This is a genomic window from Zunongwangia pacifica (assembly GCF_023499215.1).
Classification (GTDB): Bacteria; Bacteroidota; Bacteroidia; order Flavobacteriales; family Flavobacteriaceae; genus Zunongwangia; species Zunongwangia pacifica.
Genome location: NZ_JAKHSK010000035.1, coordinates 20,378 through 42,632 on the forward strand (window position 1 = coordinate 20,378; position 22,255 = coordinate 42,632).

Sequence of the window (22,255 nt, forward strand, 5' to 3'; positions counted from 1 at the left end):
TTTTATTAAAATTGTATAAAGTTTAGCAATTTAAAACTATGAAAAAAGCATGTTTGATTTTTATAATGATGATGACGTCATTGTACTTCCCTTTAAAAATGAGCGCACAGGAAAATATTCCTAATTTCTCTTACGGGATTAAAGCCGGGTTAAACCTTGCTAATATTAATTCCTCTAATTTTCCGCTAGAGGAGTTTACCAAAAATCGGTTAGGATTTCATGGAGGTTTGGTGTTTGAATATCGTTTCCATCAATTCTTTGCTTTGGGAGCCGAAGTTTTGTATTCGCAACAAGGAGTAAAATCAGAGAGTGATTATATTGAAATAGAGCCACCTGGAGAATTAGGCATAAATCAGGTAAATAATAGCAGTAATGAATCTTTAATTAGTTCTACCGGAAAATATGATTATTTGAATATTCCCCTAGTAGCAAAAGTTTACTTTTTTAAAGGTCTATTTGTAAGTGCCGGCCCTCAATTGTCAATATTGCTTTCGGCTAAAGATGAGTTTTCAGATTCGGATATTGAGGTGGATGTAAAAGAAGAAATCGATAATTTTGATTTTGGATTAAATTTTGGAGTTGGATTCCAAAGCTCCATTGGGCTATTTGTTAGTGCTAATTATTATTTGGGCTTAAACAATATAAGTGCCTATAATTACAGTGATGAATTAGGTTTTGATCCTAAGTTACATCAAGGCGTTTGGCAATTTTCGGTAGGATATATGTTTTGATAGAAACCCCTTTGGGAGCTGTTTAAAAAATATTTATAACGATCATATAAGCCTGTTGCTTGGTAAATAAATGATTATAAAATAATGATGGCAACCTCAAACAAATCAGGTTAACCTAAATAGTCTTTTAAGACCATCTATTTTTATGGGTAAAATTTTTATCTTTAGCCTTAAATATAGCACATCATGAAGCTTCTAATTATCAACGGGCCTAATCTGAATCTTTTGGGAACAAGGGAACCTGAAATATATGGAAATCAAACGTTTAAAGAATATTTTCATGATCTACAAAAGAGGTTTGAGAAAATAGAGCTTTCTTATTTTCAAAGTAATATAGAAGGCGAGCTTATAGATATGCTTCACGATGCACGCAAAGAATTTGATGGTGTTATTTTAAACGCCGCGGCTTACACACATACTTCAGTTGCCATTGCCGATGCCATTAAAGCTATTGAAATACCGGTGATCGAAGTGCATATTTCGAACACTCATGCCAGGGAAGCTTTTCGACATAAATCCTATTTATCTCCGGTAGTTCAAGGTGTTATTTTAGGATTCGGACTCAAGAGCTACGATTTGGCTATACAAAGCTTTTTATAGTTAATTTCGAAATTCGATAATTTCAGCATTTAATTTTAACTAGAATTTCTTCTCTTCAGATGATGATTCGTTATGTTATTTGATATGAAAAAAGCTTATCTAAATTGGAGTAGTGGGAAAGATGCTGCTTTTTCACTATATAAAATTCGGCAACAGAATGATTTTGAAATCGTTCAGCTTTTCACAGCGATCAACACCGATATAAATCGAATTTCGATGCATGGTGTGCGTGTAGAATTGCTCGAAGCTCAGGCTAAAAGTTTAGGTTTACCCTTACAGTTGGCTAAGTTTTCAGGAAATGTTTCTATGGAAACATATAATACGGTGATGGAAACCGAAACGAAAAAATTAAAAGCATCGGATATCGATTTTGCATGTTTTGGGGATATTTTTTTAGAAGATCTAAAAGAATACCGGGATTCGCAACTGGCAAAAGTTGGTTTAAGCGGAGTCTATCCTCTTTGGAAAAAAGACACCCAAAAATTAGTAGAAGATTTTATTGAATTAGGCTTTAAGGCGATTGTAGTCTGTACCAATGCAAAATATTTAGACGAATCTTTCTGTGGAAGAGTAATCGATCATCAATTTTTAGCCGATCTACCCAAAAATGTAGATCCTTGTGGTGAAAATGGCGAATTTCATACGTTTGTTTTCGACGGGCCTATTTTTTCTGAACCCATCAGCTTTGAAATCGGAGAAAAAGTCCATCGAACTTACGAAAAAGCAGCAGAAGGCGAGGATAATTGTTTTACCGATGAAGAAACTAATTGGGATACCGGGTTTTGGTATTGTGATCTTACTTGATTGGGTTCGGTGATTTATAAGCTAATCTATCTATTTTTCCAAAAGCGCATCTATACCAGCTTTATAGACTTTTCCTATAGGAATATGTTTATTATGAACTGCTATGCGATTCCCTTCTATGGTTTTTATATGTCGTTTAGCGACTATGTAGGATTTATGAATGCGAATAAACATTTCTTGGGGTAGCTTATTTATCATTTCCGAAATTTTTACTCTCATCAATAGCTGGTCTTCGGTACATATAATTTTTGAGTAATTTCCGGCAGCTTCAATATAAATGACATCATCGAGTTTTATCTGAATATGTTTTTTATCGGAGTAAAGAAAGATGAAGTCTGACTTATTTCTATTTTCGGGAGCTATATTAAGTGGATTTAGATGTTCTACCGTAAGTGCTTTATTAACCGCTTTTAATAAACGTTCGAAACTGAAGGGTTTCAAAAGATAATCGATCACTTCTAGTTCATATCCTTCTAAAGCATGCTCCTGGTATGCTGTTGTAACGATTACTTTTGGCGGTTTTGATAGGGATTTTAAGAAATCAAAGCCTTTTAATTTAGGCATGTTCAGATCCAGAAATATCAAGTCTACACTATGACTTCGCAGATATTCTAAAGCTTCTATAGCATCATAGCAGTGTTTTGATAACATCAAACCTGGGATTAAATCACAATAATCTTTTATGATTTCGTGGGCTATATGTTCATCATCGATGATTAGATATTTGGTCATTTCCTTATTTTTAGAAAAGCTGTAAAAACTGTTTCTTTTTGAGTAATTTTAAATATATGCTTATTGGGATATGCAATTTCAAGTCGACGTTTTAGATTTTTTATTCCAATTCCCGGTTTTTCGTTAGATCCTTGCTTATCGAAATTGTTAGATATTTCAAATATTATTTCCCCTTTTAAAGCCCTAAGATGGCAATATACAAATGACTTCTCTCTAAGATTTTCAACTCCATGCTTAAAAGCATTTTCCATTAAAGCTATAAAGATTAAAGGCATTATTTTTTCATCTTCATTATCAACCTCAATTTCAAATCGAATATCAATCTCTTTATGATAACGAATTTTATTTAATTCAATAAAACTTTGAAGATAGCTTATCTCTTCTTTTATTCTCACTTCATTCTTCGCTCCTCTATAAATACTATAACGCATTAGATCTGATAATTTAAGGATAAGATTTTTTGCTTTTATAGTATCTTTTCCAACTACTCCATATAGATTATTCAACATATTAAAAAAGAAATGAGGATTTACTTGATTCTGTAAGTGCAATAATTCGTTCTTTTTCTTTTCATTTTTAAGATTAATGATACTTTTTAACTGTATCAAAAGCCATAGAATTCCTAAAATTAAAAGGATCAAATAATAGATAAGTATGATGAAGCTTACTGGTGTAGGGTAATCTTCGAGTAATATTACTGAATCCTTTCCTGAAAAAACGATCTGGTAAGTAACAATACTAACGGGCAATAAGACAGACAAAACTATAATGAGTTTTATCGCAAGCCATTTTTTTTCTGTAAAATTAAAAGTCATGCCGCAAAATACTCAGATTATGCTTAAGGATTAAAAATTAGTGACTAACAATTCTTTCGATGATATAAAAACATGCTTATAGGTGATGAAATAACTTTCGAAGATAAATGCTATAGTTTATCATAAAAACAGCGCATTTTGAAACTATTTTTTTAGGGATTAAAAGTATAGAACCAGCTTTGCTTTCAGAATTAACGATACAATTAAATAAATAATCATGAAAGCAAGATTTTTTAGATACCTAAAACATTTAGGTGTAACCTTATTAGTCTTATTAGCTGTGGTGGTCCCTTTTGGGATATATCATGGGGCGCAACTTACTTATGGGCATAATCAAAACCGGCTCAATTTTAATCGGGAAGGACCCTACGCATTTTATAAAACTGATAGTATAGTAAGTATAAAATATATAAAGGGAAATAAAGAAGATGGATTTTTTATTGATGAAAAAGAATATACGCATAATGATCAAATTCCTGTTTCAGTATTTTTTCCTTTAGATTCTTCGAGTTTTGAATTCAATTTGAAAACGAAATTCAGTTCTCCTAAAACGATATATCAAGATGGGAATCAAATTCTCGCAATAGCTGATATTGAGAGTGGATTTAAAACATTTAGGGACTTCTTGATTACAAATCAGGTGGTCGATAAAGAGCTTAATTGGATATTTGGAGAAAATCATCTAGTATTATTAGGCGATTTTGTAGATAGGGGCTTTTCGACCATGCAGGTTTTATGGTTTATTTATAAGCTAGAACAAGAGGCAAGTAAACAGGGCGGGAAAGTTCATTTTATATTAGGAAACCATGAATTAAAAAATATGTATGGGGATCATCAGGCCGCTTCTTTAAAATATACATTTGTCGCTTCAATGATTGGCAAATCACAATCTGATCTTTATAGTAAACATTCGGTTTTAGGGAATTGGCTCTCCAGCAAGAATGTAATTGAAATGATTAATGGGAATATTTTTGTGCATGGAGGTCTTCATCCAGATATTGCGAATATGAATATTTCTATTGCTGAAATAAATGATTATTTAAAACCTACATATTACAAGGCTCCATATCCAAAGATAAATAAGGATGAAAAAGAACTTCTAATTTCTTCTAAAACAGGAGTGAGCTGGTATAGGGGATATTTTAAAGAAGATCTTCATCAGAAAGAAGTAGAAGCGCCATTAAAAAAGTTTAATGCTAAAGCAGTTATTGTTGGTCACACGCTGCAATTTAAAGTTAAAAAATTCTTTGAAGGGAAAGTATATGGAATCGATGTGAAACATGCTAAGGATTATCATAAGAACTGGCCGAGTTTTGGATCGGAAGGACTTCTTATTTCAGGGAATGATTATTATAGGGTGCTTGATGACGGTACCAAAGAAAAGCTTTAAAATTCTCACCAATGGTAACTGAGCTGTACCAAGATTACGGCCAAAATGAATACATAAAAAAACCCTGAAAATATCGACTTTCAGGGTTTTTGTTTTAAAATATAAAATCTAATTCTTAGATATGGATCACTTCGTCGTAAGCAGCAGCAACAGCTTCCATTACCGCTTCACTCATTGTTGGGTGAGGGTGAACTGCTTTTAATACTTCGTGTCCTGTAGTTTCTAGTTTTCTACCAAGAACAGCTTCCGCAATCATATCGGTAACACCGGCACCAATCATGTGGCAGCCTAACCATTCACCGTATTTAGCATCGAAGATCACTTTTACGAATCCGTCTGATTTTCCGGCAGCTTTCGCTTTACCAGAAGCAGAGAATGGGAATTTACCCACTTTAATTTCGTAACCAGCTTCTTTAGCTTGCTTTTCAGTCATTCCTACCGATGCAATTTCAGGAGTAGCATAGGTACAACCAGGAATATTTCCATAGTCTAAAGGCTGTACATTCATTCCTTTAATTTTCTCAACACAAATAATTCCTTCCGCAGAAGCAACGTGAGCAAGGGCTGGGCCATGAACCACATCACCAATAGCGTAAATTCCGTCTTTATTTGTTTTATAGAAATCGTCTACAACGATCTTATCTTTATCGGTTTTGATCCCTAATTCTTCAAGACCAATATTTTCGATATTTGTTTTAATACCAACTGCAGAAAGTACAATATCGGCTTCTAAAGTTTCTTCTCCTTTTTTTGTTTTTACTTTAGCTTTCACGCCTTCACCAGAAGTATCAACGCTTTCTACAGAAGAGTTGGTCATCACTTTAATTCCGGCTTTCTTAACGCTACGCTCAAATTGTTTAGATACATCCTCGTCTTCTAAAGGCACCAGGTTTGGTAAGAATTCTACAATAGTAACCTCGGTTCCCATTGAGTTATAAAAATGAGCAAACTCAACACCAATCGCACCACTACCCACAACGATCATTTTCTTTGGTTGCTTGTCTAAAGACATCGCCTCACGATATCCGATAACTTTTTTACCGTCTTGTTTTAGGTTAGGCAGTTCGCGAGAACGAGCCCCTGTAGCTACAATAATATGGTCAGCAGAATATTCTGTCTTTTTATCCTTAGCATCGGTAACTTCCACTTTTTTACCAGTCTTAAGTTTCCCGTAGCCATCGATAACATCGATTTTATTTTTTTTCATAAGGAACTGTACGCCCTTACTCATACCGTTAGCAACGTCACGACTTCTTTTAATTACAGCACCAAAATCCTTATCTGGATTTTCCAGTTTTAAGCCGTAGTCTTCAGCATGTTTAAGATAGTCAAAAACCTCTGCACTTTTAAGCAGGGCTTTTGTAGGGATACATCCCCAGTTTAGACAAACACCACCCAGGTTTTCTTTTTCCACAATCGCCGTTTTAAAGCCTAATTGTGAAGCACGGATTGCCGTTACATAACCACCCGGGCCACTACCTAAAACAATGATATCGTATTTACTCATATTTAGATTTTTTTATACAAAAAATAGTTCCTGCGAATTTACGGAATAATCCCCTAACCGAAAAGTTTTGAAGTTGTAGGATTGGCTAAAAGTTTTTGGGATTTCTTCTGAAATAAAAAAGGCTTTACCTAAAAAGATAAAGCCGTTGATTTTTAAAATATAAAGAAGCTTAATTAGCCATTTTTATATCTGAAGTTTTAAGATTCAATTCTCTCATTAGAGAGCCCAGGTTGTTTTCATTAAAGTTCGAAGATGAATAAATATCTCCGGGGATAATAGCAATTCTAAAAATTTGACCATCAGTAAACCCTGGATCTAAATTACTTAGATTGTAATTACCATCGACAAAAATCTCAGCATCTACAAAGGTGTGGTTAAAAACATATTGAATAGTGCCTTCAGCAGTAAAGAAATTTTGAGGAAGTAAACTCCACTCATCTACAGGATCACCATTGTCTAATTCTCCTATAGCGTCTAAGCGATATACCAGTACAACATCGGTGTCGAATATCTCAAAGTTGGTAAAATTATCGAATGTAATTAAACCTGTTGTCCAATAATTAGCATCAGCATCATAAATTAAATCACTTTCGACTTCAAAAATAGCGGGTATTGCTCCAAGTCCATCTTCTCCAGGAGGGCCTTGTGGTCCCGGTTCGCCATCATCAGAACAGGAAGTAAATAAAAATGTGGTTGCGAAAAGTAAGGTGAATATCTTTTTCATAGTGGTTAATATTTAAGGGTTTTTAATTGTTTTTAAAATCTATGCTGGCCGAGTTTACGCAATAGCGCTGCCCGGTTTCTGTTGGTCCATCATCAAACACATGGCCTAAGTGGCTTCCGCAGTTTGCACATAAAATCTCGGTTCTAATCATCCCAAAGGTACGATCCTGTACATATTCGATTTTGCCTTCAATCGCTTCATCAAAACTGGGCCATCCACAACCGCTTTCAAATTTACTATCACTTTCAAACAGTTTTTCGTTGCAAGCGGCGCAGCGATATTCGCCATCTTCAAAATGTAAATTATACTTACCGGTATGCGGAGCTTCAGTTCCTTTTTTTCTTAAGACACGGTATTGCTCTTCAGATAGCTGTTCTTTCCATTCAGCTTCCGATTTTTCAACATTATATTTTTTCATTTGGGTTAATTATTTTTTGGTTGGTATAAAATCCATAGCGACGCCGTTAATGCAGTGCCTTTTTCCAGTCGTTTCTCTTGGTCCATCGTCAAAAACATGACCTAAATGTCCACCACATTTTGCACAGTGAACTTCATCACGCTGGTAGCCTAGTTTAGAATCAGATCCAAAAGCAACGCCACCCTTTATGGCACGATCAAAACTTGGCCAGCCGGTACCGCTATCAAATTTGTATTTATTCTCGTAAAGTTCATTTCCGCAGGCAGCACAAACAAAGGTGCCATTCCCTTTTACGTTTAATAATTCGCTGGAAAAAGGACGTTCTGTTGCAGCTTTTCTAAGCACTTTAAATTCAGCAGCAGTCAGTTCTTTTTTCCACTCACTTTCCGTTTTAGAAACTTCAAACTTTTGTTTTGATTTGGGTTTTTCTTCCTGGGCATTTCCTTTGCAACTTACCAGAGTAAACACCGCGATGAATATAAAAAGTAACTTTCTCATTTGTTTTTATTTTGAAAGTTACAAAGATTATGCCGTGATGAACGTTGTGATTTTGTTAATGACTTTTGGATCTCCCAGGATTCTGCGATGTCCCAGGCCTTCGGTTAAGTATAATTCGCTATCGGTAAGTTGTTTATCTATTTCTTCTGCGCATTTATAATCTACATCTACATCATTTTTATCGTGAATTACCAACGTAGGAAGGTGTACGCTTTGCGCTGAAATCGCGCCAGAATAGTTATCCATATCCTGTCCAAATTTTTCATCAAAATGTGCTTTCATCAAATAGGCTACTTCTTTATCCATGTGCAGGTTTTGAACAAATTCCTGCGTGATGGCCGTAACGCTATTAGCCGTTCCAATAATGACAGCTTTTTCTGGAGATACTCCTTCTTTAATCGCTTTTAGTGTAGACATGCCACCCAAGGAATGTCCAATGATCGAATGAAACGGACCGTACTTTTTGTTTAAAAAATGAATAGCTTCTATAAAGTGAGGCATCATGCTCATTTTTCCTGGCGCTTTACCGTGAGCAGGAGCATCAAAGCTTATCGTACTAAAGCCTTTTTTTAGCAAGGCATCGGCTATTTTAGAAAGTTGCGTGCCACGGCCACTCCAACCATGGACCAGTAACACTTTTTTGCCGCCATTACCATATTCATAAACAATAATTTGCTTTTTGCTTTTGGGCAAAATCAGCGGTGTTTGTTTGGTATTTTGATCCATAGCCTTTTCCCGCTTTGGAAGTTTATACTTTAATGGAGTAAGAAATAATTTGCCAGCAAATCTACTGGCCAGGTAAGGAGACACCCAGTTTAAGAATTTACCGGTGTATAAAATATACCAGGGGAGCAGTAATTGCTGAATTGGGGTCTTATCTTTATGTTTTTTTGCCATTCTTATATAAATAATTGATATCCAGATCTTAAGATTCTAAAATTTTGGAATCCTTTTTGAAAGCTGAAAAATTGTTAAATCCTACTTAAACAAAACTTTAAAGCGATGTGGCTTTTGTAATTTTAACAAAACTAATCTAATTAACTATGAAAGTAAAGAAGTGGATATTAGTTCTTTTTGTGGCTACCTTAACAGTAGTCGCCTGTAAAGTAAATCCTTTCACAGGACAAAAGAATTTAAATTTTGTAAGTAATGACCAATTGTTCCCGGCTTCATTTCAACAATATCAGTCATTTTTGGATAGTAGTAAAGTAGTGACCGGTACTGCTGAATCCAGAATGGTAAAAAGAGTAGGGGATAGAATTAAAACCGCAGCCGAGCGTTATTTAAATGCGAATGGTTATCAGGGATTTTTGGATGATTTTAGATTTGAATATAATCTGGTAAAGGACGATCAGGTAAACGCATTTGCCATGCCGGGTGGTAAAACCGTGGTGTATACGGGTATCTTACCAATCACTCAGGATGAAACCGGTCTCGCGGTCGTAATGGGACACGAGGTAGCACATGCCTTGGCCGATCATGGAGCACAACGAATGAGTGCCGCTCAACTACAACAATTGGGTGCCGTTGCAGGAACGGTAGCATTAAGCGGTAAAAGTCAGCAAACACAGCAGATTTTTGCCCAGGCTTATGGACTTGGATCTCAGGTAGGAGTGATGTTACCTTTTAGTAGGAGTCACGAGTCTGAAGCTGATAGAATAGGTTTAACTTTAATGGCCATTGCGGGTTATAACCCAGACGAGGCAGCCGATCTTTGGAGAAGAATGCAACAAAACAGTGGAGGGGCATCTACACCAGAATTTTTAAGCACACACCCATCAAATCAAACCAGAATAAATAATCTTGAAGCCTGGGCTCCTGAAGCAAAAGCTGAAGCCCGAAAATACGGAGTGACAAGTTTTCAATAATATTTACAAATAAATAAATTGAAAAAGCTGCACTATCTGGTGTAGCTTTTTTATTTTTAGTCCATGAAAAATCTTCCAAAAGGTAGTAAAAAGCTACTTAACGCATGGGCATTTTACGACTGGGCAAACTCGGTGTACAGTCTGGTTATTTCTTCTGCCATATTTCCTATTTTTTATGGGGCACTTACTATTATAAAAGATGCTGAAGGGAATATCATTAATGATAAGGTTCCTTTTTTAGGATTTGATTTAAATAATGATACTGTAATTTCTTATGTAACCGCGGCAGCTTTTCTGGTAGTCTCTATACTTAGTCCGTTTTTGTCCGGGATTGCCGATTATGTAGGGAACAAAAAGAATTTCCTGAAATTTTTCTGTTATCTAGGTGCTTTATCCTGTATAGGTCTTTTTTGGTTTAATCTTGAATTTTTGTGGTTTGGCTTACTTTGTTATTTTCTGGCATTGATAGGTTTCTGGTCCAGTCTGGTGTTTTATAATAGTTATCTGCCAGATATTGCTTTCCCAGAGCAACAGGATAAAATAAGCGCAAAAGGTTTTTCGCTAGGCTATATTGGTAGCGTTATCTTGCTTTTGCTTTGTTTATTGATGATCCTTAAATACGAAATGTTTGGTTTTGAAGATGAAGGATTGCCAACCCGACTTTCTTTTGTGCTAACGGGAGTATGGTGGATTGGTTTTAGTCAGTACACGTATTACTATTTGCCAAAAGGAACCAAAAAAGCAAAACTGACTAAAAATGTAATGTTTAATGGCTTTAAAGAACTTCGGAAAATATGGAGTTCTTTAAATCATAATCGCCAGCTTAAAAGGTATCTTGGAGCCTTCTTTGTCTATAGTATGGCGGTACAAACCATTATGCTTATCGCTACTTATTTTGGGATTAAAGAATTAGATTGGGGCGAACAGGATGCTACAACAGGATTAATTGTAAGCATTTTGCTTATCCAGTTAGTAGCCGTTCTGGGAGCAACATTAACGTCGAGAATAGCCGCTAAAATTGGTAATATTAAGACCCTAATTTTTATAAATATCATATGGGCATTAATTTGCGTATATGCTTATTTTATAACCACTCCTAATCAATTTTATGTAGCGGCTGCCAGTGTAGGTTTGGTGATGGGGGGGATCCAGTCACTTTCACGGTCTACTTATTCTAAAATGTTGCCCGAAAATGCTATCGATACCGCCAGTTACTTCAGTTTTTATGATGTTTCAGAGAAAATTGGAATTGTTATCGGAATGATGATACACGGTGCAGTTGCTAACTATACCGGAAGTAGCCGAAATTCGATATTATTTCTGGTCATTTTTTTTATCGGCGGAATTATTTTATTGGTCAGAGTACCGAAAATTAGAAATTAGAGATTAGATCGCTGCGCTTTGAGAATATAGAATATAGAATATAGAAAAAGAGAGAAGAGACTAGAGAAGTAAGATGTAAGAAACAGGAAGCAAGATAAAATTTTTGATGCTGAATTGTTGTCATTTCTCCATTCCGCTACGCCCTAGTCGAAATTCCGACTTTTCATGTAGGGTGAGCCATCTCGACCCTGCCTCGCCGGCAGGTAGGCGAAGTGGAGAGATTTTTTTGAGTTATAAGTAGAAATTAGACCGCTACGCTTTTAGAGAATAGACTATAGACTATAGAAACAAGATGCAGGAGTCACGAAGCAAGATTTAGTACGGTTGAATATTCATCACTAATTTATGTTTTACTCCGCCCCTTTATAATTCAATATCCTTCATTTTACGTAAAATAAAAGCCAGCGATGTCAGATCAAATAATTAGTTTTAAATTCCTAATTCCTAATTCCTAATTCCTAATTCCTAATTCCTAATTCCTAATTCCTGATTCCTGATTCCTGATTCCTGTTCACCCTAAACAATTCCATTCATAAAAAAATCCCTTCTGTAAGGGAGAAGGGACTTCGCATTCAAAAAAATTAAACAATAATTATCAATATCGGGAATTAGTGTTTTGAAATATCTCCAGATCCTGAAGTTTTAAAGTTTTCTTTGCTGGGATTACCTTTATATTCAATGTCTCCAGAGCCTGCAACTCGTGCTTCAAGCTCTTCTTCAGCATAAACCATCACATCGCCAGAACCAGAAACCTGTGCACTTACTTTTTTTGCTCTAAGTTTAAAAGCATCAAAATCCCCAGATCCTGTTACACCGCAATCCAGGCTGTTTGCGTTTCCTTCTAATATGATATCGCCACTTCCGGTAATATTTCCTTTAATATCATCAGCTTCGATTTCTAGTTTTAAATCGCCACTTCCGGTTACCGATAAAGAAAAATCTCGTGCGGTGATTTTATCCTCAGTCCAAATATCACCACTTCCAGTAATATAAGCTCCTTCTAAATCTTCAAAAGGAACGGTTATTTTTATCATATTGTTTTTAGACGGACTAATGTTTACGCCTTTTTCTACTGAAATTTTTAAAGTTCCGTTTTTTACTTCCGTAGTAATATATTCCTGAAGATTGCTTTCGGCATTGATAGTTAGGTTTCCTTCAGTTCCCTTAACTAAAGCCACATCCATAAAACCTACAAGGCTTACCTTATCGTAATCTGAGGTTTTTCGGCTTTTGCTCACCATATCGCCGTTTCCTTTAATACTTTTATTGCTGCTCCACCATTGCGCGTTTGCTGAGGTGATGCTTATACAAAAGATAACTGCTGCTACTAAAATTGATTTTTTCATGATGTGATTGATTAATGGTTATGCCAGATGGCTATTTTATTTTTGAAATTCTGTAATTTTAATATTCTTTTTGAAAGCTTACACTACCGTAGCTTGTGGTAATATTTATTGAATTCTGACTATTTTGTTTGCCATAATACCCTGAAATCTCCTTACTGGTATTGCGATCATGCCTTTTTTGAACTTCCAGATCGTCTGTACCTTTTATGCTTCCGTAAGAGGTCTGCACGTTAAAAGTAAAATCCATTTCAGCATCAAAACCTAATTTGATCCCCGCATAATCGGTATTGATGCTCACACTTTTTACCCCGTCGATCAATTTTTCAATAGAAATTGAGCCGTAATCCTGATTTAAGTTAAGGGAAGAGAATACCCGTCCAATCTTAGTGCTTAGATAATCACCATCGGCTTCGAGGTCTTTTACTTTGTCTACTCTAAAACTACCATAATCACAATTGTATCGAAGGCTTTCTACTTTTTCAACTTTCGAGTCGGTATAATCAGCACTAATTACTAAATCTTCAGCTTCTTCAATGGTAAATTCAGAATAATCGGCATCAATTTCCGCAGAAGAAATAAATCCAAAGTGAGAATTACGGGTATAATCGAAGTTTAGAATATTTCTGGAACCTCTTAATTCGCCAATATCAATTTTTCCATAATCACAAGAAATGTCCGTATTTCCCTGTACTTTATCGATATAAATAGCGCCATAGTCATTATCGATTACCATATCATGATTTACCGGGGCTTTCACCACATAGTTAATCTCCATGCTAACATTGTTACCGCTGCTAAATAAACCGCTCCACCAGGATCTTTCTTCTTTCTGATATCTTGTTCTGGCACTTATTCGATTCCCGCTTTGCTGAAAATCTACAGAAATATCATCTAATTTTTTCTGAACTTTTTCTGGATCTTCACCATTTGTTTTTATAAAAACCTGAATTACAATTCGGTTTTCGTCCCAGGTAGAAATATCTACATTTCCGTAGTTATTATTAATATCCAAAACCCCTCTTTGCGATACTTTAAATTCTTTCTTTATCGTTTTTTCTTTGGTATGCCTGCCATCAAAATCGCCGTTGGCAAAACCTATTGCCGGTACTAATAGCGCACAGCACAAAAGCTTATATAATGTTAGTTTCATTTTCTTGTGTGTTTAGTTGTTTTATAGTTTCAATTTGATCGAGTACCTGGTTTAACAGGTCGATCCTTTTTTGAAAGTTGTTAATCATGGCATAGATTACGCGTTTATCCTGCCCGCTTTCTAAAAGGTCTTTTTTTAGTTTATTGTATTCTTTTTCTAAAGTTTCTAATTGCACCAATGCATCGTTAATGATTTTGTTGGTTTGTGGACTACGCTCTCCTTCGATAGATTTAAGTTCCCTTTCGATAAGCGTACTGTAAAAATCTTGTGTTTCCTTCATCTGCGGGGAAACTGCAGCAAGACCTGCTTCCTTTGCAAAAGCCGGTGTGTTAAATACATTACCAAAAGCAACAAATGCTATGATAAGGGCCGCTGCGATGCTACTTAAAGGAATCCAAAGCTTTCTTAGTTTTCCTTTTTTGGGAAGTTTGTTTTTATGTTGCCGGTCGAGTTTTTCAAGAAATCGATCTTTGTGTCCTGAATCTGGTTCAGCAATATCAAAGTTCAATTCCTTTAGATCTTCAAAGAATTCGTCATTTTTCATCTTTCATCATTTTTTTTCTTAAACTTTCTTTAGCTCGTGAGATGGTTGTCCTGCAATTGGCATAAGAGATATTTAAAATGTCGCCTATTTCTTCATAATCATAACCTTCAATTAAATGGAGTGTTAGGCAAATCCTGTAATTCTCTTTAAGCGCTTGCATGGCTTTTAAAACCATTTTCACTTTTTCATTTTGAGTATCATTAGTAGTTATTCCCTCATTCTCGTCTGTTTCGTTTTTAAGATAATCCTTGTAGCTTACTTCTTCGTATTTCGATTTTTTATTGTGGGCATTAATGCTGTTATTTACCACAATTCGCTTTAGCCAGGCGCCAAAAGAAGCTTCAGCTTTAAATTGATCGATTTTCTCGAAAGCACTTAAAAAAGACTCTTGCATAATATCTTCTGCCTCGGCGCTGTGATGAACAATTCTTAATGCGGTATTGTACATGGCCTTGTAATACCTGTTGTAAATCTCCATTTGCGCGCGCTGGTTTCCCTGGCGGCAGTCATTTACAAGATCGTTAATATGTGTGATGGTTGGTTGCAAAAAAATATCTTGTTTCTAATATAAAGATAGGGGTAGTTTCTATTTGTTACAGTTTTTGAAAATTATTTCAGAAAAAACATGCTGGCACAGGAATTGAAACATTTAATAAGCAACAATTTTAAGTGCCTGAAATATAGGAATTGCAGGCATAGAGGTCTCAAAACAAATTGAAATAAACAAACTGCAATGACAGTTTGACTTTTAAAGATAACTTATGGCTAAGACAAAATTCACGGATATTGACAGTTTGTCATTACAGGGTATAAATGAAGATGCAGAGTTGATACCGTTAATGACGCCTGAAGATGAAGAGGAAATAAACAGAGAAAAATTACCCGAAAATTTACCAATATTACCTTTACGAAACACGGTGCTCTTTCCGGGAGTGGTTATTCCCATTACCGCCGGAAGAGATGCTTCGATAAAATTAATTAACGAAGCGAACAATAATGAAAAAATTATTGGTGTGGTTTCCCAGAAAGATGAAGAAGTAGAAAATCCTGGCATTAAAGACATTAATAATATTGGGGTAGTAGCCCGTATTTTAAGGGTTTTAAAAATGCCCGATGGTAATACAACGGTGATTATACAAGGCAAGAAACGTTTTAATATCGCTAAAGTAACTCAGGAAGAACCGTTTCTAAGAGCAAATGTTGAAGAAATTCCTGAAACAAAACCTGATGCTAAAAATGAAGAATTTGGGGCAATAATCGATGCAATTAAAGATTTGGCGCTTCAGATTATTAAAAGCAGTCCTAATATTCCTTCAGAAGCTTCTTTTGCGATTAAGAATATCGAGAGTAATTCATTCTTAATCAATTTTGTGTCTTCTAATATGAATCTTACGGTAGAAGAAAAACAAAATCTTTTAGCGACCAACGATCTAAAAGAAAGAGCGTTGTCTACGCTTAAATTTATGAATATCGAAAACCAGAAACTGGCGTTGAAAAACGATATCCAGTCGAAGGTACAAAGTGATATGAGCCAGCAGCAACGCGAATATTTCTTGCATCAACAAATGAAAACTATTCAGGAAGAACTGGGTGGTGTTTCTCATGAAGATGAAATCGAAGAAATGCGCGTTCGTGCCAGGGATAAAAAATGGAGTGAAGATGTACAAAAGCATTTTGAAAAAGAACTTTCCAAAATGCAACGTATGAATCCACAGGTAGCCGAATATTCTATTCAGCGTAATTATCTGGATTTATTTTTAGATCTTCCATGGGATGAGTTTAGCAAGGATAAATTTGATCTTAAACGTGCCAAGAAAATTTTAGATCGTGATCATTACGGTTTAGACGATGTAAAACGTAGGATTATAGAATATCTGGCGGTTTTAAAACTGCGTAACGATATGAAATCACCTATTCTTTGTCTTTATGGGCCTCCGGGAGTTGGTAAAACCAGTTTAGGGAAATCTGTAGCCGAGGCTTTAGGCCGTGAATATGTGCGAATTTCGTTGGGTGGTTTAAGAGATGAAGCTGAAATACGAGGACATCGTAAAACCTATATTGGTGCGATGCCCGGGAGGATTATCCAGAGTCTTAAAAAAGCAGGAACTAGTAATCCTGTTTTTGTACTGGATGAAATTGATAAGCTAAGCATGGGGAATGCCGGCGATCCTTCTTCAGCATTATTAGAAGTTTTAGATCCCGAGCAGAATAGTGAATTTCATGATAACTTTTTAGAATTAGGTTTCGATCTTTCTAAAGTGATGTTTATTGCGACATGTAATAGTTTAAATACCATTCAGCCTGCATTGCGAGATCGTATGGAAATCATTAATGTTACGGGATATACTATTGAAGAGAAAATTGAGATTGCCAAAAGACATTTACTTCCAAAGCAATTAAAAGAGCATGGTCTAACAAAAGACGATCTTAAAATAGGGAAAGCGCAACTGGAAAAAATCGTGGAAGGCTATACCCGGGAATCTGGGGTTAGAGCCTTAGAAAAGCAGATTGCTAAAGTGGTACGTTACGGTGCCAAAAGCATCGCGATGGAAGAGGAATATAACAAAAAGGTAACTAACGAAGATATTATCGAAATTTTAGGTAGCCCTCGTTTAGAGCGTGATAAATACGAAAATAATGAAGTTGCCGGAGTAGTAACCGGATTGGCCTGGACGCAGGTAGGTGGCGATATTCTTTTTATTGAATCGATTTTATCTAAAGGAAAAGGAAATTTAAATATTACCGGAAACCTGGGTAAAGTGATGAAAGAGTCGGCTACCATTGCGATGGAATATATTAAATCTAATGCCGGTGATCTAGGTATAGATGCTGGTATTTTTGAGAAATATAATGTACATATCCATGTGCCCGAAGGAGCTACGCCAAAAGATGGGCCAAGTGCAGGGATTACCATGCTTACTTCTTTAGTTTCTTTATTTACTCAGAAAAAGGTGAAGAAAAGCATTGCGATGACCGGTGAGATCACTTTAAGAGGAAAAGTGCTTCCCGTAGGCGGAATTAAAGAAAAAATACTTGCTGCTAAAAGGGCAAGAATTAAAGAGCTTATTCTTTGTAAAGAAAACGAACGTGATATTAAGGAAATTAAAGACGAATATTTAAAAGGTCTTACTTTTCATTATGTAAATGAAATGAGTGAGGTGATTGATATTGCGATTACTCCTGAAAAAGTGAAAAACGCAAAGGAATTGTAATCATAAAATTATTTAAAAAGCCTCGAAGAAATTCGGGGCTTTTTTGTTTCAGCCATCTTCAAATCTCTATTTTTGTAAAAATTCCAGCTAAATGACCAAAAAGATTACTATTGCCATCGATGGGCATTCTTCAACAGGAAAAAGTACAGTTGCCAAACAATTAGCTAAAAAGCTTGGTTATATCTATGTAGATACGGGTGCCATGTACCGTGCAGTAACACTATATGCTATGCGTAAGGTAATGGTTACCGATAATCGTTTAGATAAAGAAGCTTTGCTTAGACATTTAGCTTTTATAAATATCAAGTTTAAATTCAACGAGAATTTGGGATATGGTGTAGTACATCTAAATAATGAGAATGTAGAAGAAGAAATTAGACTAATGGAGGTGTCTAATAATGTGAGTAAGGTTGCAGCAATTCCAGAGGTGCGTAAAATGCTTGTGGCGCAGCAGCAGGAGATGGGCAAAGAAGGTGGTGTTGTTATGGATGGCCGTGATATTGGTACGGTGGTATTTCCTGATGCCGAATTAAAATTGTTTATGACGGCTTCTGCGGAAAAAAGGGCAGAACGTCGATATAACGAATTGAAGGAAAAAGGAAGCGATGTAAGCTATGAAGAGGTACTTAAAAATGTAGAGGAACGTGATCATTTAGATTCTACCCGGGAAACTTCTCCTTTAATCAAAGCCAAAGACGCTATCGAGATCGATAATACCAATCTTAGCAAAGAAGAGCAATTCGATAAAATCCTCGCTTTGGTAAAAGAAAAAACGGACGCCTAAAATGGCCAAAGTCGATAACGCCGCTGAAGAAGGCATAAGTAAATCGGTACTCTATTTAATGTCGGCTGGTGCAGGTTTGGTGGTAGCCAACAATTACTATAATCAGCCTTTATTAAATCTAATGGCTAAAGATTTTGGAGTATCAGAATCTGCCGTGAGTAATATTCCGCTTTTTACACAATTAGGCTATGCGTTTGGATTACTGTTTATTATTCCTTTAGGTGATAAATTTCCGCGCAAAAAAATGGTGATGATCGATTTTGTATTTATTATCGCCAGTCTTTTAGTAATGGCTTTAGCACCAAGCTTGCTAGTACTTACTATATCAGGATTTTTTGTAGGTTTTAGTTGCGTGGTACCACAGGTTTTTGTGCCCATGGCGGCACAATTAGCCAAGCCGGAAAAGCGTGGGAGTGCCATTGGTATTGTGATGAGTGGTTTGCTGATCGGGATTTTAGGCAGCCGATTTGTAAGTGGTTTTGTGGGAGAATATTTTGGCTGGCGCGTGATGTATTTTATCGCAGCCGGAATTATGCTTTTCTTCTGGGGATTACTAAAATTGAAATTACCCGAATTGCAACCCGATTTTTCAGGAACCTATAAACAACTTATGCAATCCTTATGGAACTATTTTAAAACCGAATCTTCTGTACGATTGGCTGCCCTTCGCGGCGCATTGGGTTTTGCCGGTTTTAGTGCTTTCTGGACGACACTGGTCTTCCTTATGGAAGATAATTTTAATTACGGAAGCGGGGTAGCAGGTACTTTTGGTGTATTGGGAATTGCCGGTGCCTTAGCCGCAAGCTTAATTGGGAAATTAAGCGATACAATGAACAAAAATCGATTGATCATTATTGCAACGTTATTAATGATCATTGCCTGGATAGTTTTTGAGTTTTCAGGATATTCAATTATTGGGCTTGTGGTAGGAGTTATTTTGGTTGATATGGGGCTACAGTCATTACATATTACCAATCAAAATATTATTTTTTCCAGGAATCCCGATGCACGTAATAGGATAAATACCATTTATATGGTCGGTTATTTTATCGGTGGTGCTTTAGGTACAACAACCGGTGCGTATGCCTGGGAACTTTTTCAGTGGAGAGGCGTAGCTTCTTTGGGCTTAATTTACAGTGTGTTGATCCTTGTTTTTCATCTTCTTTTCCGGAAAACTATTCCTGAGGAAAATTAAGTTTTTAGAGAGTTTGAAAATATTGAAATTAGTTGTATTTTTGCACTCCTTTTTGGCAAAAGAACGGAAATGCAGAAAGGCTTGAAAATCAAAACGTAAAACATCTTCTTAGTTTTATTTTGCTTAAATGTTTCCGAAAGACTTAGAATACAAATTTTAATCAGCAATTATTATGGCTGAAGAACAAAAAGAACAAGAAGTTCAGGAAGTAGCAGGAATGGCTACAGCATCTCAACCAGAAGTAGAGGAGCAACAAGCTAATCCTGACAAATTCCTAAAAGAATTTAACTGGCACAACTACGAAGAAGGGATTGATCCTATCGCAGATGATAAGCTGGAAGAATTCGAGAAATTAGTTGAAGAAAACTTCGTAGACACTCTTGATGATGAAGTTGTAACAGGAAAAGTAATCAATATTACAGATCGTGATGCAATTATCGACATTAATGCAAAAAGTGAAGGGGTAATCTCTCTTAACGAGTTTCGTTACAACCCAGATCTTAAAGTTGGTGATGAGGTAGAAGTTTTAATCGACGTTAGAGAAGATGCTACCGGACAGTTAGTACTTTCTCACCGTAAGGCTCGTGTGATCATGGCATGGGATCGTGTGAACAAAGCACATGATGAAGGTCTTATCGTTAACGGTTTTGTGAAGTGTCGTACTAAAGGTGGTATGATCGTAGATGTATTTGGTATTGAAGCTTTCTTGCCAGGTTCTCAAATCGATGTGAAGCCAATTAGAGATTACGATGCTTATGTAGGTAAAACAATGGAATTTAAAGTGGTGAAAATTAACCACGAATTTAAAAACGTTGTGGTATCTCATAAAGCACTTATCGAAGCTGATATCGAAGAACAGAAGAAAGAAATTATTGGTCAGTTAGAAAAAGGTCAGGTATTAGAAGGTACTGTTAAGAATATTACTTCTTACGGTGTATTCGTTGACCTTGGAGGAGTTGACGGACTTATTCACATTACCGATCTTTCTTGGTCTAGAATTAATCATCCAAACGAGATTGTTGAACTAGATCAAAAACTTAACGTTGTAATCTTAGACTTTGATGAGGCTAAGACTAGAATCCAGTTAGGTCTTAAGCAATTACATAAACACCCATGGGAAGCGCTAGACGAAGATCTTAAAGTTGGTGATAAAGTAAAAGGTAAAGTAGTTGTAATCGCAGATTACGGTGCATTTATCGAAGTTGCTGAAGGTGTAGAAGGATTAATTCACGTTTCTGAAATGTCTTGGAGTACACACCTAAGATCAGCTCAGGATTTCGTAAATGTTGGTGACGAGGTGGAAGCTCAAATCCTTACTTTAGACCGTGATGATCGTAAAATGTCTCTTGGAATTAAGCAATTAACTCCAGATCCATGGACAGATATTACTTCTAAATATCCTGTTGGATCTAAGCATACAGGTGTAGTTCGTAACTTTACTAACTTTGGTGTATTCGTAGAGTTAGAAGAAGGAATCGACGGACTTATCTATATCTCTGATCTTTCTTGGACTAAGAAAATTAAGCACCCATCTGAATTCTGTAATGTTGGTGACAAATTAGAAGTTGTAGTATTAGAATTAGATGTTGAAGGACGTAAACTAAGTTTAGGTCATAAACAAATCGAAGATAACCCTTGGGATAAATACGAAACTGAATTTGCTGTAGGTACTACTCATACTGCTGCAATTTCTGAAATCGTAGACAAAGGAGCTACTATCGATTTTAATGAGGATATTACTGCATTTGTACCACAAAGACACCTTGAAAAAGAAGACGGAAGTAAACTTAAGAAAGGTGAAACTGCAGAATTCCAGATTATTGAATTCAATAAAGAGTTTAAACGTGTTGTAGCATCTCACGCTGCTATCCACAGAGAAGAAGAGCAAAAAATCGTTAAGCAAGCTGCTAAGAAAGCCGCTTCACAAAACAACGAGAAAACCACTATTGGTGATGTAAATGCAGACCTTCAGGCTCTTAAAGATAAAATGGAAGGAAAATAATTCTTTCAGTTTATAAAGCTAAAAACCTCCTTGAAAAAGGAGGTTTTTTTATGTTCTGATTTATTTGAAAAAATGATAAACTTTGTTATTTCAGCCTGTAGTCCAGTATTTGTTTTTTACCCTGATATTCAGAAGTAAGGACCATTACATTATCATTAGTCATTAAAAGTCTTTCGTTTTCTGAAAAGGGATCTTCTTCTAAATCTACAGAGGTTTTATCAAACTCAAACCGGATATAAATTTCATTATTTAACTTTTCAGTATAAAATTTTCCTTCCGCAGTAATAGTTTCAGTATTGGTCATTCGTTTTTTTAAGAAGGTACTATCGGGTAATAAAAGATAACTTTCCTGCCAGGCCATTTTTAAGCCTTCTTGCTGTATGTTTTCTGACGGGAAGCGCATCTGTATCAATTCCCATTTTTGAGGAAAATTCTTAGAGGTATGTAACTCTGAATATTCCGACTGATCGATATTACAGGAAAATATACCGAAAAACAGAAATAAACTAAAGAAATGTTTCATGACTGAGATTTGAGATCTATAGTATAGAT

Annotated in this window: 22 protein-coding genes; 10 read left to right on the forward strand and 12 right to left on the reverse strand. The window is 35.8% G+C overall.

The window, feature by feature from the left end; genetic code table 11:
- Positions 1-38 precede the first annotated feature (38 nt).
- From L1967_RS18160 to L1967_RS18170, 3 genes are all read left to right on the forward strand, one after another.
- Complete coding sequence (locus L1967_RS18160) at positions 39-731, forward strand: porin family protein (protein ID WP_249602923.1); 693 nt, start codon at positions 39-41, stop codon at positions 729-731.
- Positions 732-917: 186 nt separating this feature from the next.
- The gene (gene aroQ, locus L1967_RS18165) at positions 918-1,331 is read left to right on the forward strand and encodes a type II 3-dehydroquinate dehydratase (protein ID WP_249602924.1); all 414 of its coding nucleotides are present in this window, start codon (positions 918-920) and stop codon (positions 1,329-1,331) included.
- Between the two features lie 84 nt (positions 1,332-1,415).
- Positions 1,416-2,135 (forward strand): Dph6-related ATP pyrophosphatase, encoded by a 720-nt coding sequence (locus L1967_RS18170; protein WP_249602925.1) that lies wholly within the window; start codon positions 1,416-1,418, stop codon positions 2,133-2,135.
- Positions 2,136-2,165: 30 nt separating this feature from the next.
- Here the strand turns inward: L1967_RS18170 and L1967_RS18175 are convergent, their stop codons facing one another.
- Positions 2,166-2,867, reverse strand: coding sequence for a LytR/AlgR family response regulator transcription factor (locus tag L1967_RS18175; RefSeq protein ID WP_249602926.1), 702 nt, complete (start codon positions 2,865-2,867; stop codon positions 2,166-2,168).
- Complete coding sequence (locus L1967_RS18180; RefSeq protein WP_249602927.1) at positions 2,864-3,682, reverse strand: sensor histidine kinase; 819 nt, start codon at positions 3,680-3,682, stop codon at positions 2,864-2,866. Before L1967_RS18180 ends, L1967_RS18175 begins: the two co-directional genes overlap by 4 nt.
- 217 nt (positions 3,683-3,899) lie before the next feature.
- Between L1967_RS18180 and L1967_RS18185 the strand changes: the two genes are divergently transcribed.
- The gene (locus L1967_RS18185) at positions 3,900-5,072 is read left to right on the forward strand and encodes a metallophosphoesterase (RefSeq protein ID WP_249602928.1); all 1,173 of its coding nucleotides are present in this window, start codon (positions 3,900-3,902) and stop codon (positions 5,070-5,072) included.
- 115 nt (positions 5,073-5,187) lie between these two features.
- Here the strand turns inward: L1967_RS18185 and lpdA are convergent, their stop codons facing one another.
- The 5 genes from lpdA to L1967_RS18210 form a co-directional block, all read right to left on the reverse strand.
- Positions 5,188-6,579 (reverse strand): dihydrolipoyl dehydrogenase, encoded by a 1,392-nt coding sequence (lpdA, locus tag L1967_RS18190; protein ID WP_249602929.1) that lies wholly within the window; start codon positions 6,577-6,579, stop codon positions 5,188-5,190.
- A 169-nt stretch (positions 6,580-6,748) separates the two neighbouring features.
- Positions 6,749-7,303, reverse strand: coding sequence for a hypothetical protein (locus L1967_RS18195; protein WP_249602930.1), 555 nt, complete (start codon positions 7,301-7,303; stop codon positions 6,749-6,751).
- Between the two features lie 22 nt (positions 7,304-7,325).
- Positions 7,326-7,721: a peptide-methionine (R)-S-oxide reductase MsrB gene (gene msrB, locus L1967_RS18200; RefSeq protein ID WP_249602931.1), complete on the reverse strand. Its 396-nt coding sequence runs from the start codon at positions 7,719-7,721 to the stop codon at positions 7,326-7,328.
- A 9-nt stretch (positions 7,722-7,730) separates the two neighbouring features.
- The gene (gene msrB, locus L1967_RS18205) at positions 7,731-8,219 is read right to left on the reverse strand and encodes a peptide-methionine (R)-S-oxide reductase MsrB (protein WP_249602932.1); all 489 of its coding nucleotides are present in this window, start codon (positions 8,217-8,219) and stop codon (positions 7,731-7,733) included.
- Positions 8,220-8,246: 27 nt separating this feature from the next.
- Positions 8,247-9,116 carry an alpha/beta fold hydrolase gene (locus tag L1967_RS18210; protein ID WP_249602933.1) on the reverse strand — a complete coding sequence of 290 codons (870 nt, stop codon included), beginning with the start codon at positions 9,114-9,116 and terminating at the stop codon, positions 8,247-8,249.
- A 146-nt stretch (positions 9,117-9,262) separates the two neighbouring features.
- Between L1967_RS18210 and L1967_RS18215 the strand changes: the two genes are divergently transcribed.
- Both L1967_RS18215 and L1967_RS18220 read left to right on the forward strand, forming a co-directional pair.
- Positions 9,263-10,087 carry a M48 family metallopeptidase gene (locus L1967_RS18215; RefSeq protein WP_249602934.1) on the forward strand — a complete coding sequence of 275 codons (825 nt, stop codon included), beginning with the start codon at positions 9,263-9,265 and terminating at the stop codon, positions 10,085-10,087.
- A 63-nt stretch (positions 10,088-10,150) separates the two neighbouring features.
- Positions 10,151-11,470 carry an MFS transporter gene (locus L1967_RS18220; protein ID WP_249602935.1) on the forward strand — a complete coding sequence of 440 codons (1,320 nt, stop codon included), beginning with the start codon at positions 10,151-10,153 and terminating at the stop codon, positions 11,468-11,470.
- Positions 11,471-12,078: 608 nt separating this feature from the next.
- Here the strand turns inward: L1967_RS18220 and L1967_RS18225 are convergent.
- The 4 genes from L1967_RS18225 to L1967_RS18240 are packed head-to-tail and all read right to left on the reverse strand — an operon-like array spanning position 12,079 to position 15,057.
- Positions 12,079-12,816 (reverse strand): head GIN domain-containing protein, encoded by a 738-nt coding sequence (locus L1967_RS18225; RefSeq protein WP_249602936.1) that lies wholly within the window; start codon positions 12,814-12,816, stop codon positions 12,079-12,081.
- A gap of 58 nt (positions 12,817-12,874) precedes the next feature.
- Positions 12,875-13,966: a DUF4097 domain-containing protein gene (locus L1967_RS18230; RefSeq protein ID WP_249602937.1), complete on the reverse strand. Its 1,092-nt coding sequence runs from the start codon at positions 13,964-13,966 to the stop codon at positions 12,875-12,877.
- Positions 13,947-14,510, reverse strand: coding sequence for a DUF4179 domain-containing protein (locus tag L1967_RS18235; protein WP_249602938.1), 564 nt, complete (start codon positions 14,508-14,510; stop codon positions 13,947-13,949). Before L1967_RS18235 ends, L1967_RS18230 begins: the two co-directional genes overlap by 20 nt.
- Complete coding sequence (locus L1967_RS18240) at positions 14,500-15,057, reverse strand: RNA polymerase sigma factor (protein WP_249602939.1); 558 nt, start codon at positions 15,055-15,057, stop codon at positions 14,500-14,502. The genes L1967_RS18235 and L1967_RS18240 overlap by 11 nt, the downstream gene beginning before the upstream one ends.
- A 214-nt stretch (positions 15,058-15,271) precedes the next feature.
- Between L1967_RS18240 and lon the strand changes: the two genes are divergently transcribed.
- The 4 genes from lon to rpsA all read left to right on the forward strand — a co-directional run bounded on the left by lon (position 15,272) and on the right by rpsA (position 21,703).
- Positions 15,272-17,722, forward strand: coding sequence for an endopeptidase La (lon, locus tag L1967_RS18245; RefSeq protein WP_249602940.1), 2,451 nt, complete (start codon positions 15,272-15,274; stop codon positions 17,720-17,722).
- 91 nt (positions 17,723-17,813) lie between these two features.
- Positions 17,814-18,506, forward strand: coding sequence for a (d)CMP kinase (gene cmk / locus L1967_RS18250; RefSeq protein ID WP_249602941.1), 693 nt, complete (start codon positions 17,814-17,816; stop codon positions 18,504-18,506).
- Position 18,507: 1 nt separating this feature from the next.
- Positions 18,508-19,701, forward strand: a complete 1,194-nt coding sequence (locus L1967_RS18255) for an MFS transporter (RefSeq protein WP_249602942.1) — start codon at positions 18,508-18,510, stop codon at positions 19,699-19,701.
- Between the two features lie 172 nt (positions 19,702-19,873).
- The gene (rpsA, locus tag L1967_RS18260) at positions 19,874-21,703 is read left to right on the forward strand and encodes a 30S ribosomal protein S1 (RefSeq protein WP_249602943.1); all 1,830 of its coding nucleotides are present in this window, start codon (positions 19,874-19,876) and stop codon (positions 21,701-21,703) included.
- Between the two features lie 85 nt (positions 21,704-21,788).
- Here the strand turns inward: rpsA and L1967_RS18265 are convergent, their stop codons facing one another.
- On the reverse strand, positions 21,789-22,226 hold the full coding sequence (locus L1967_RS18265) for a hypothetical protein (protein WP_249602944.1): 438 nt from the start codon (positions 22,224-22,226) through the stop codon (positions 21,789-21,791).
- Positions 22,227-22,255 lie beyond the last annotated feature (29 nt).

Coding starts and splice junctions, on each gene's coding strand:
- L1967_RS18160 (WP_249602923.1), top strand. CDS start 39: ATGAAAAAAGCATGTTTGATTTTTATAATGATGATGACGTCATTGTAC.
- aroQ (WP_249602924.1), top strand. CDS start 918: ATGAAGCTTCTAATTATCAACGGGCCTAATCTGAATCTTTTGGGAACA.
- L1967_RS18170 (WP_249602925.1), top strand. CDS start 1,416: ATGAAAAAAGCTTATCTAAATTGGAGTAGTGGGAAAGATGCTGCTTTT.
- L1967_RS18175 (WP_249602926.1), bottom strand. CDS start 2,867: ATGACCAAATATCTAATCATCGATGATGAACATATAGCCCACGAAATC.
- L1967_RS18180 (WP_249602927.1), bottom strand. CDS start 3,682: ATGACTTTTAATTTTACAGAAAAAAAATGGCTTGCGATAAAACTCATT.
- L1967_RS18185 (WP_249602928.1), top strand. CDS start 3,900: ATGAAAGCAAGATTTTTTAGATACCTAAAACATTTAGGTGTAACCTTA.
- lpdA (WP_249602929.1), bottom strand. CDS start 6,579: ATGAGTAAATACGATATCATTGTTTTAGGTAGTGGCCCGGGTGGTTAT.
- L1967_RS18195 (WP_249602930.1), bottom strand. CDS start 7,303: ATGAAAAAGATATTCACCTTACTTTTCGCAACCACATTTTTATTTACT.
- msrB (WP_249602931.1), bottom strand. CDS start 7,721: ATGAAAAAATATAATGTTGAAAAATCGGAAGCTGAATGGAAAGAACAG.
- msrB (WP_249602932.1), bottom strand. CDS start 8,219: ATGAGAAAGTTACTTTTTATATTCATCGCGGTGTTTACTCTGGTAAGT.
- L1967_RS18210 (WP_249602933.1), bottom strand. CDS start 9,116: ATGGCAAAAAAACATAAAGATAAGACCCCAATTCAGCAATTACTGCTC.
- L1967_RS18215 (WP_249602934.1), top strand. CDS start 9,263: ATGAAAGTAAAGAAGTGGATATTAGTTCTTTTTGTGGCTACCTTAACA.
- L1967_RS18220 (WP_249602935.1), top strand. CDS start 10,151: ATGAAAAATCTTCCAAAAGGTAGTAAAAAGCTACTTAACGCATGGGCA.
- L1967_RS18225 (WP_249602936.1), bottom strand. CDS start 12,816: ATGAAAAAATCAATTTTAGTAGCAGCAGTTATCTTTTGTATAAGCATC.
- L1967_RS18230 (WP_249602937.1), bottom strand. CDS start 13,966: ATGAAACTAACATTATATAAGCTTTTGTGCTGTGCGCTATTAGTACCG.
- L1967_RS18235 (WP_249602938.1), bottom strand. CDS start 14,510: ATGAAAAATGACGAATTCTTTGAAGATCTAAAGGAATTGAACTTTGAT.
- lon (WP_249602940.1), top strand. CDS start 15,272: ATGGCTAAGACAAAATTCACGGATATTGACAGTTTGTCATTACAGGGT.
- cmk (WP_249602941.1), top strand. CDS start 17,814: ATGACCAAAAAGATTACTATTGCCATCGATGGGCATTCTTCAACAGGA.
- L1967_RS18255 (WP_249602942.1), top strand. CDS start 18,508: ATGGCCAAAGTCGATAACGCCGCTGAAGAAGGCATAAGTAAATCGGTA.
- rpsA (WP_249602943.1), top strand. CDS start 19,874: ATGGCTGAAGAACAAAAAGAACAAGAAGTTCAGGAAGTAGCAGGAATG.
- L1967_RS18265 (WP_249602944.1), bottom strand. CDS start 22,226: ATGAAACATTTCTTTAGTTTATTTCTGTTTTTCGGTATATTTTCCTGT.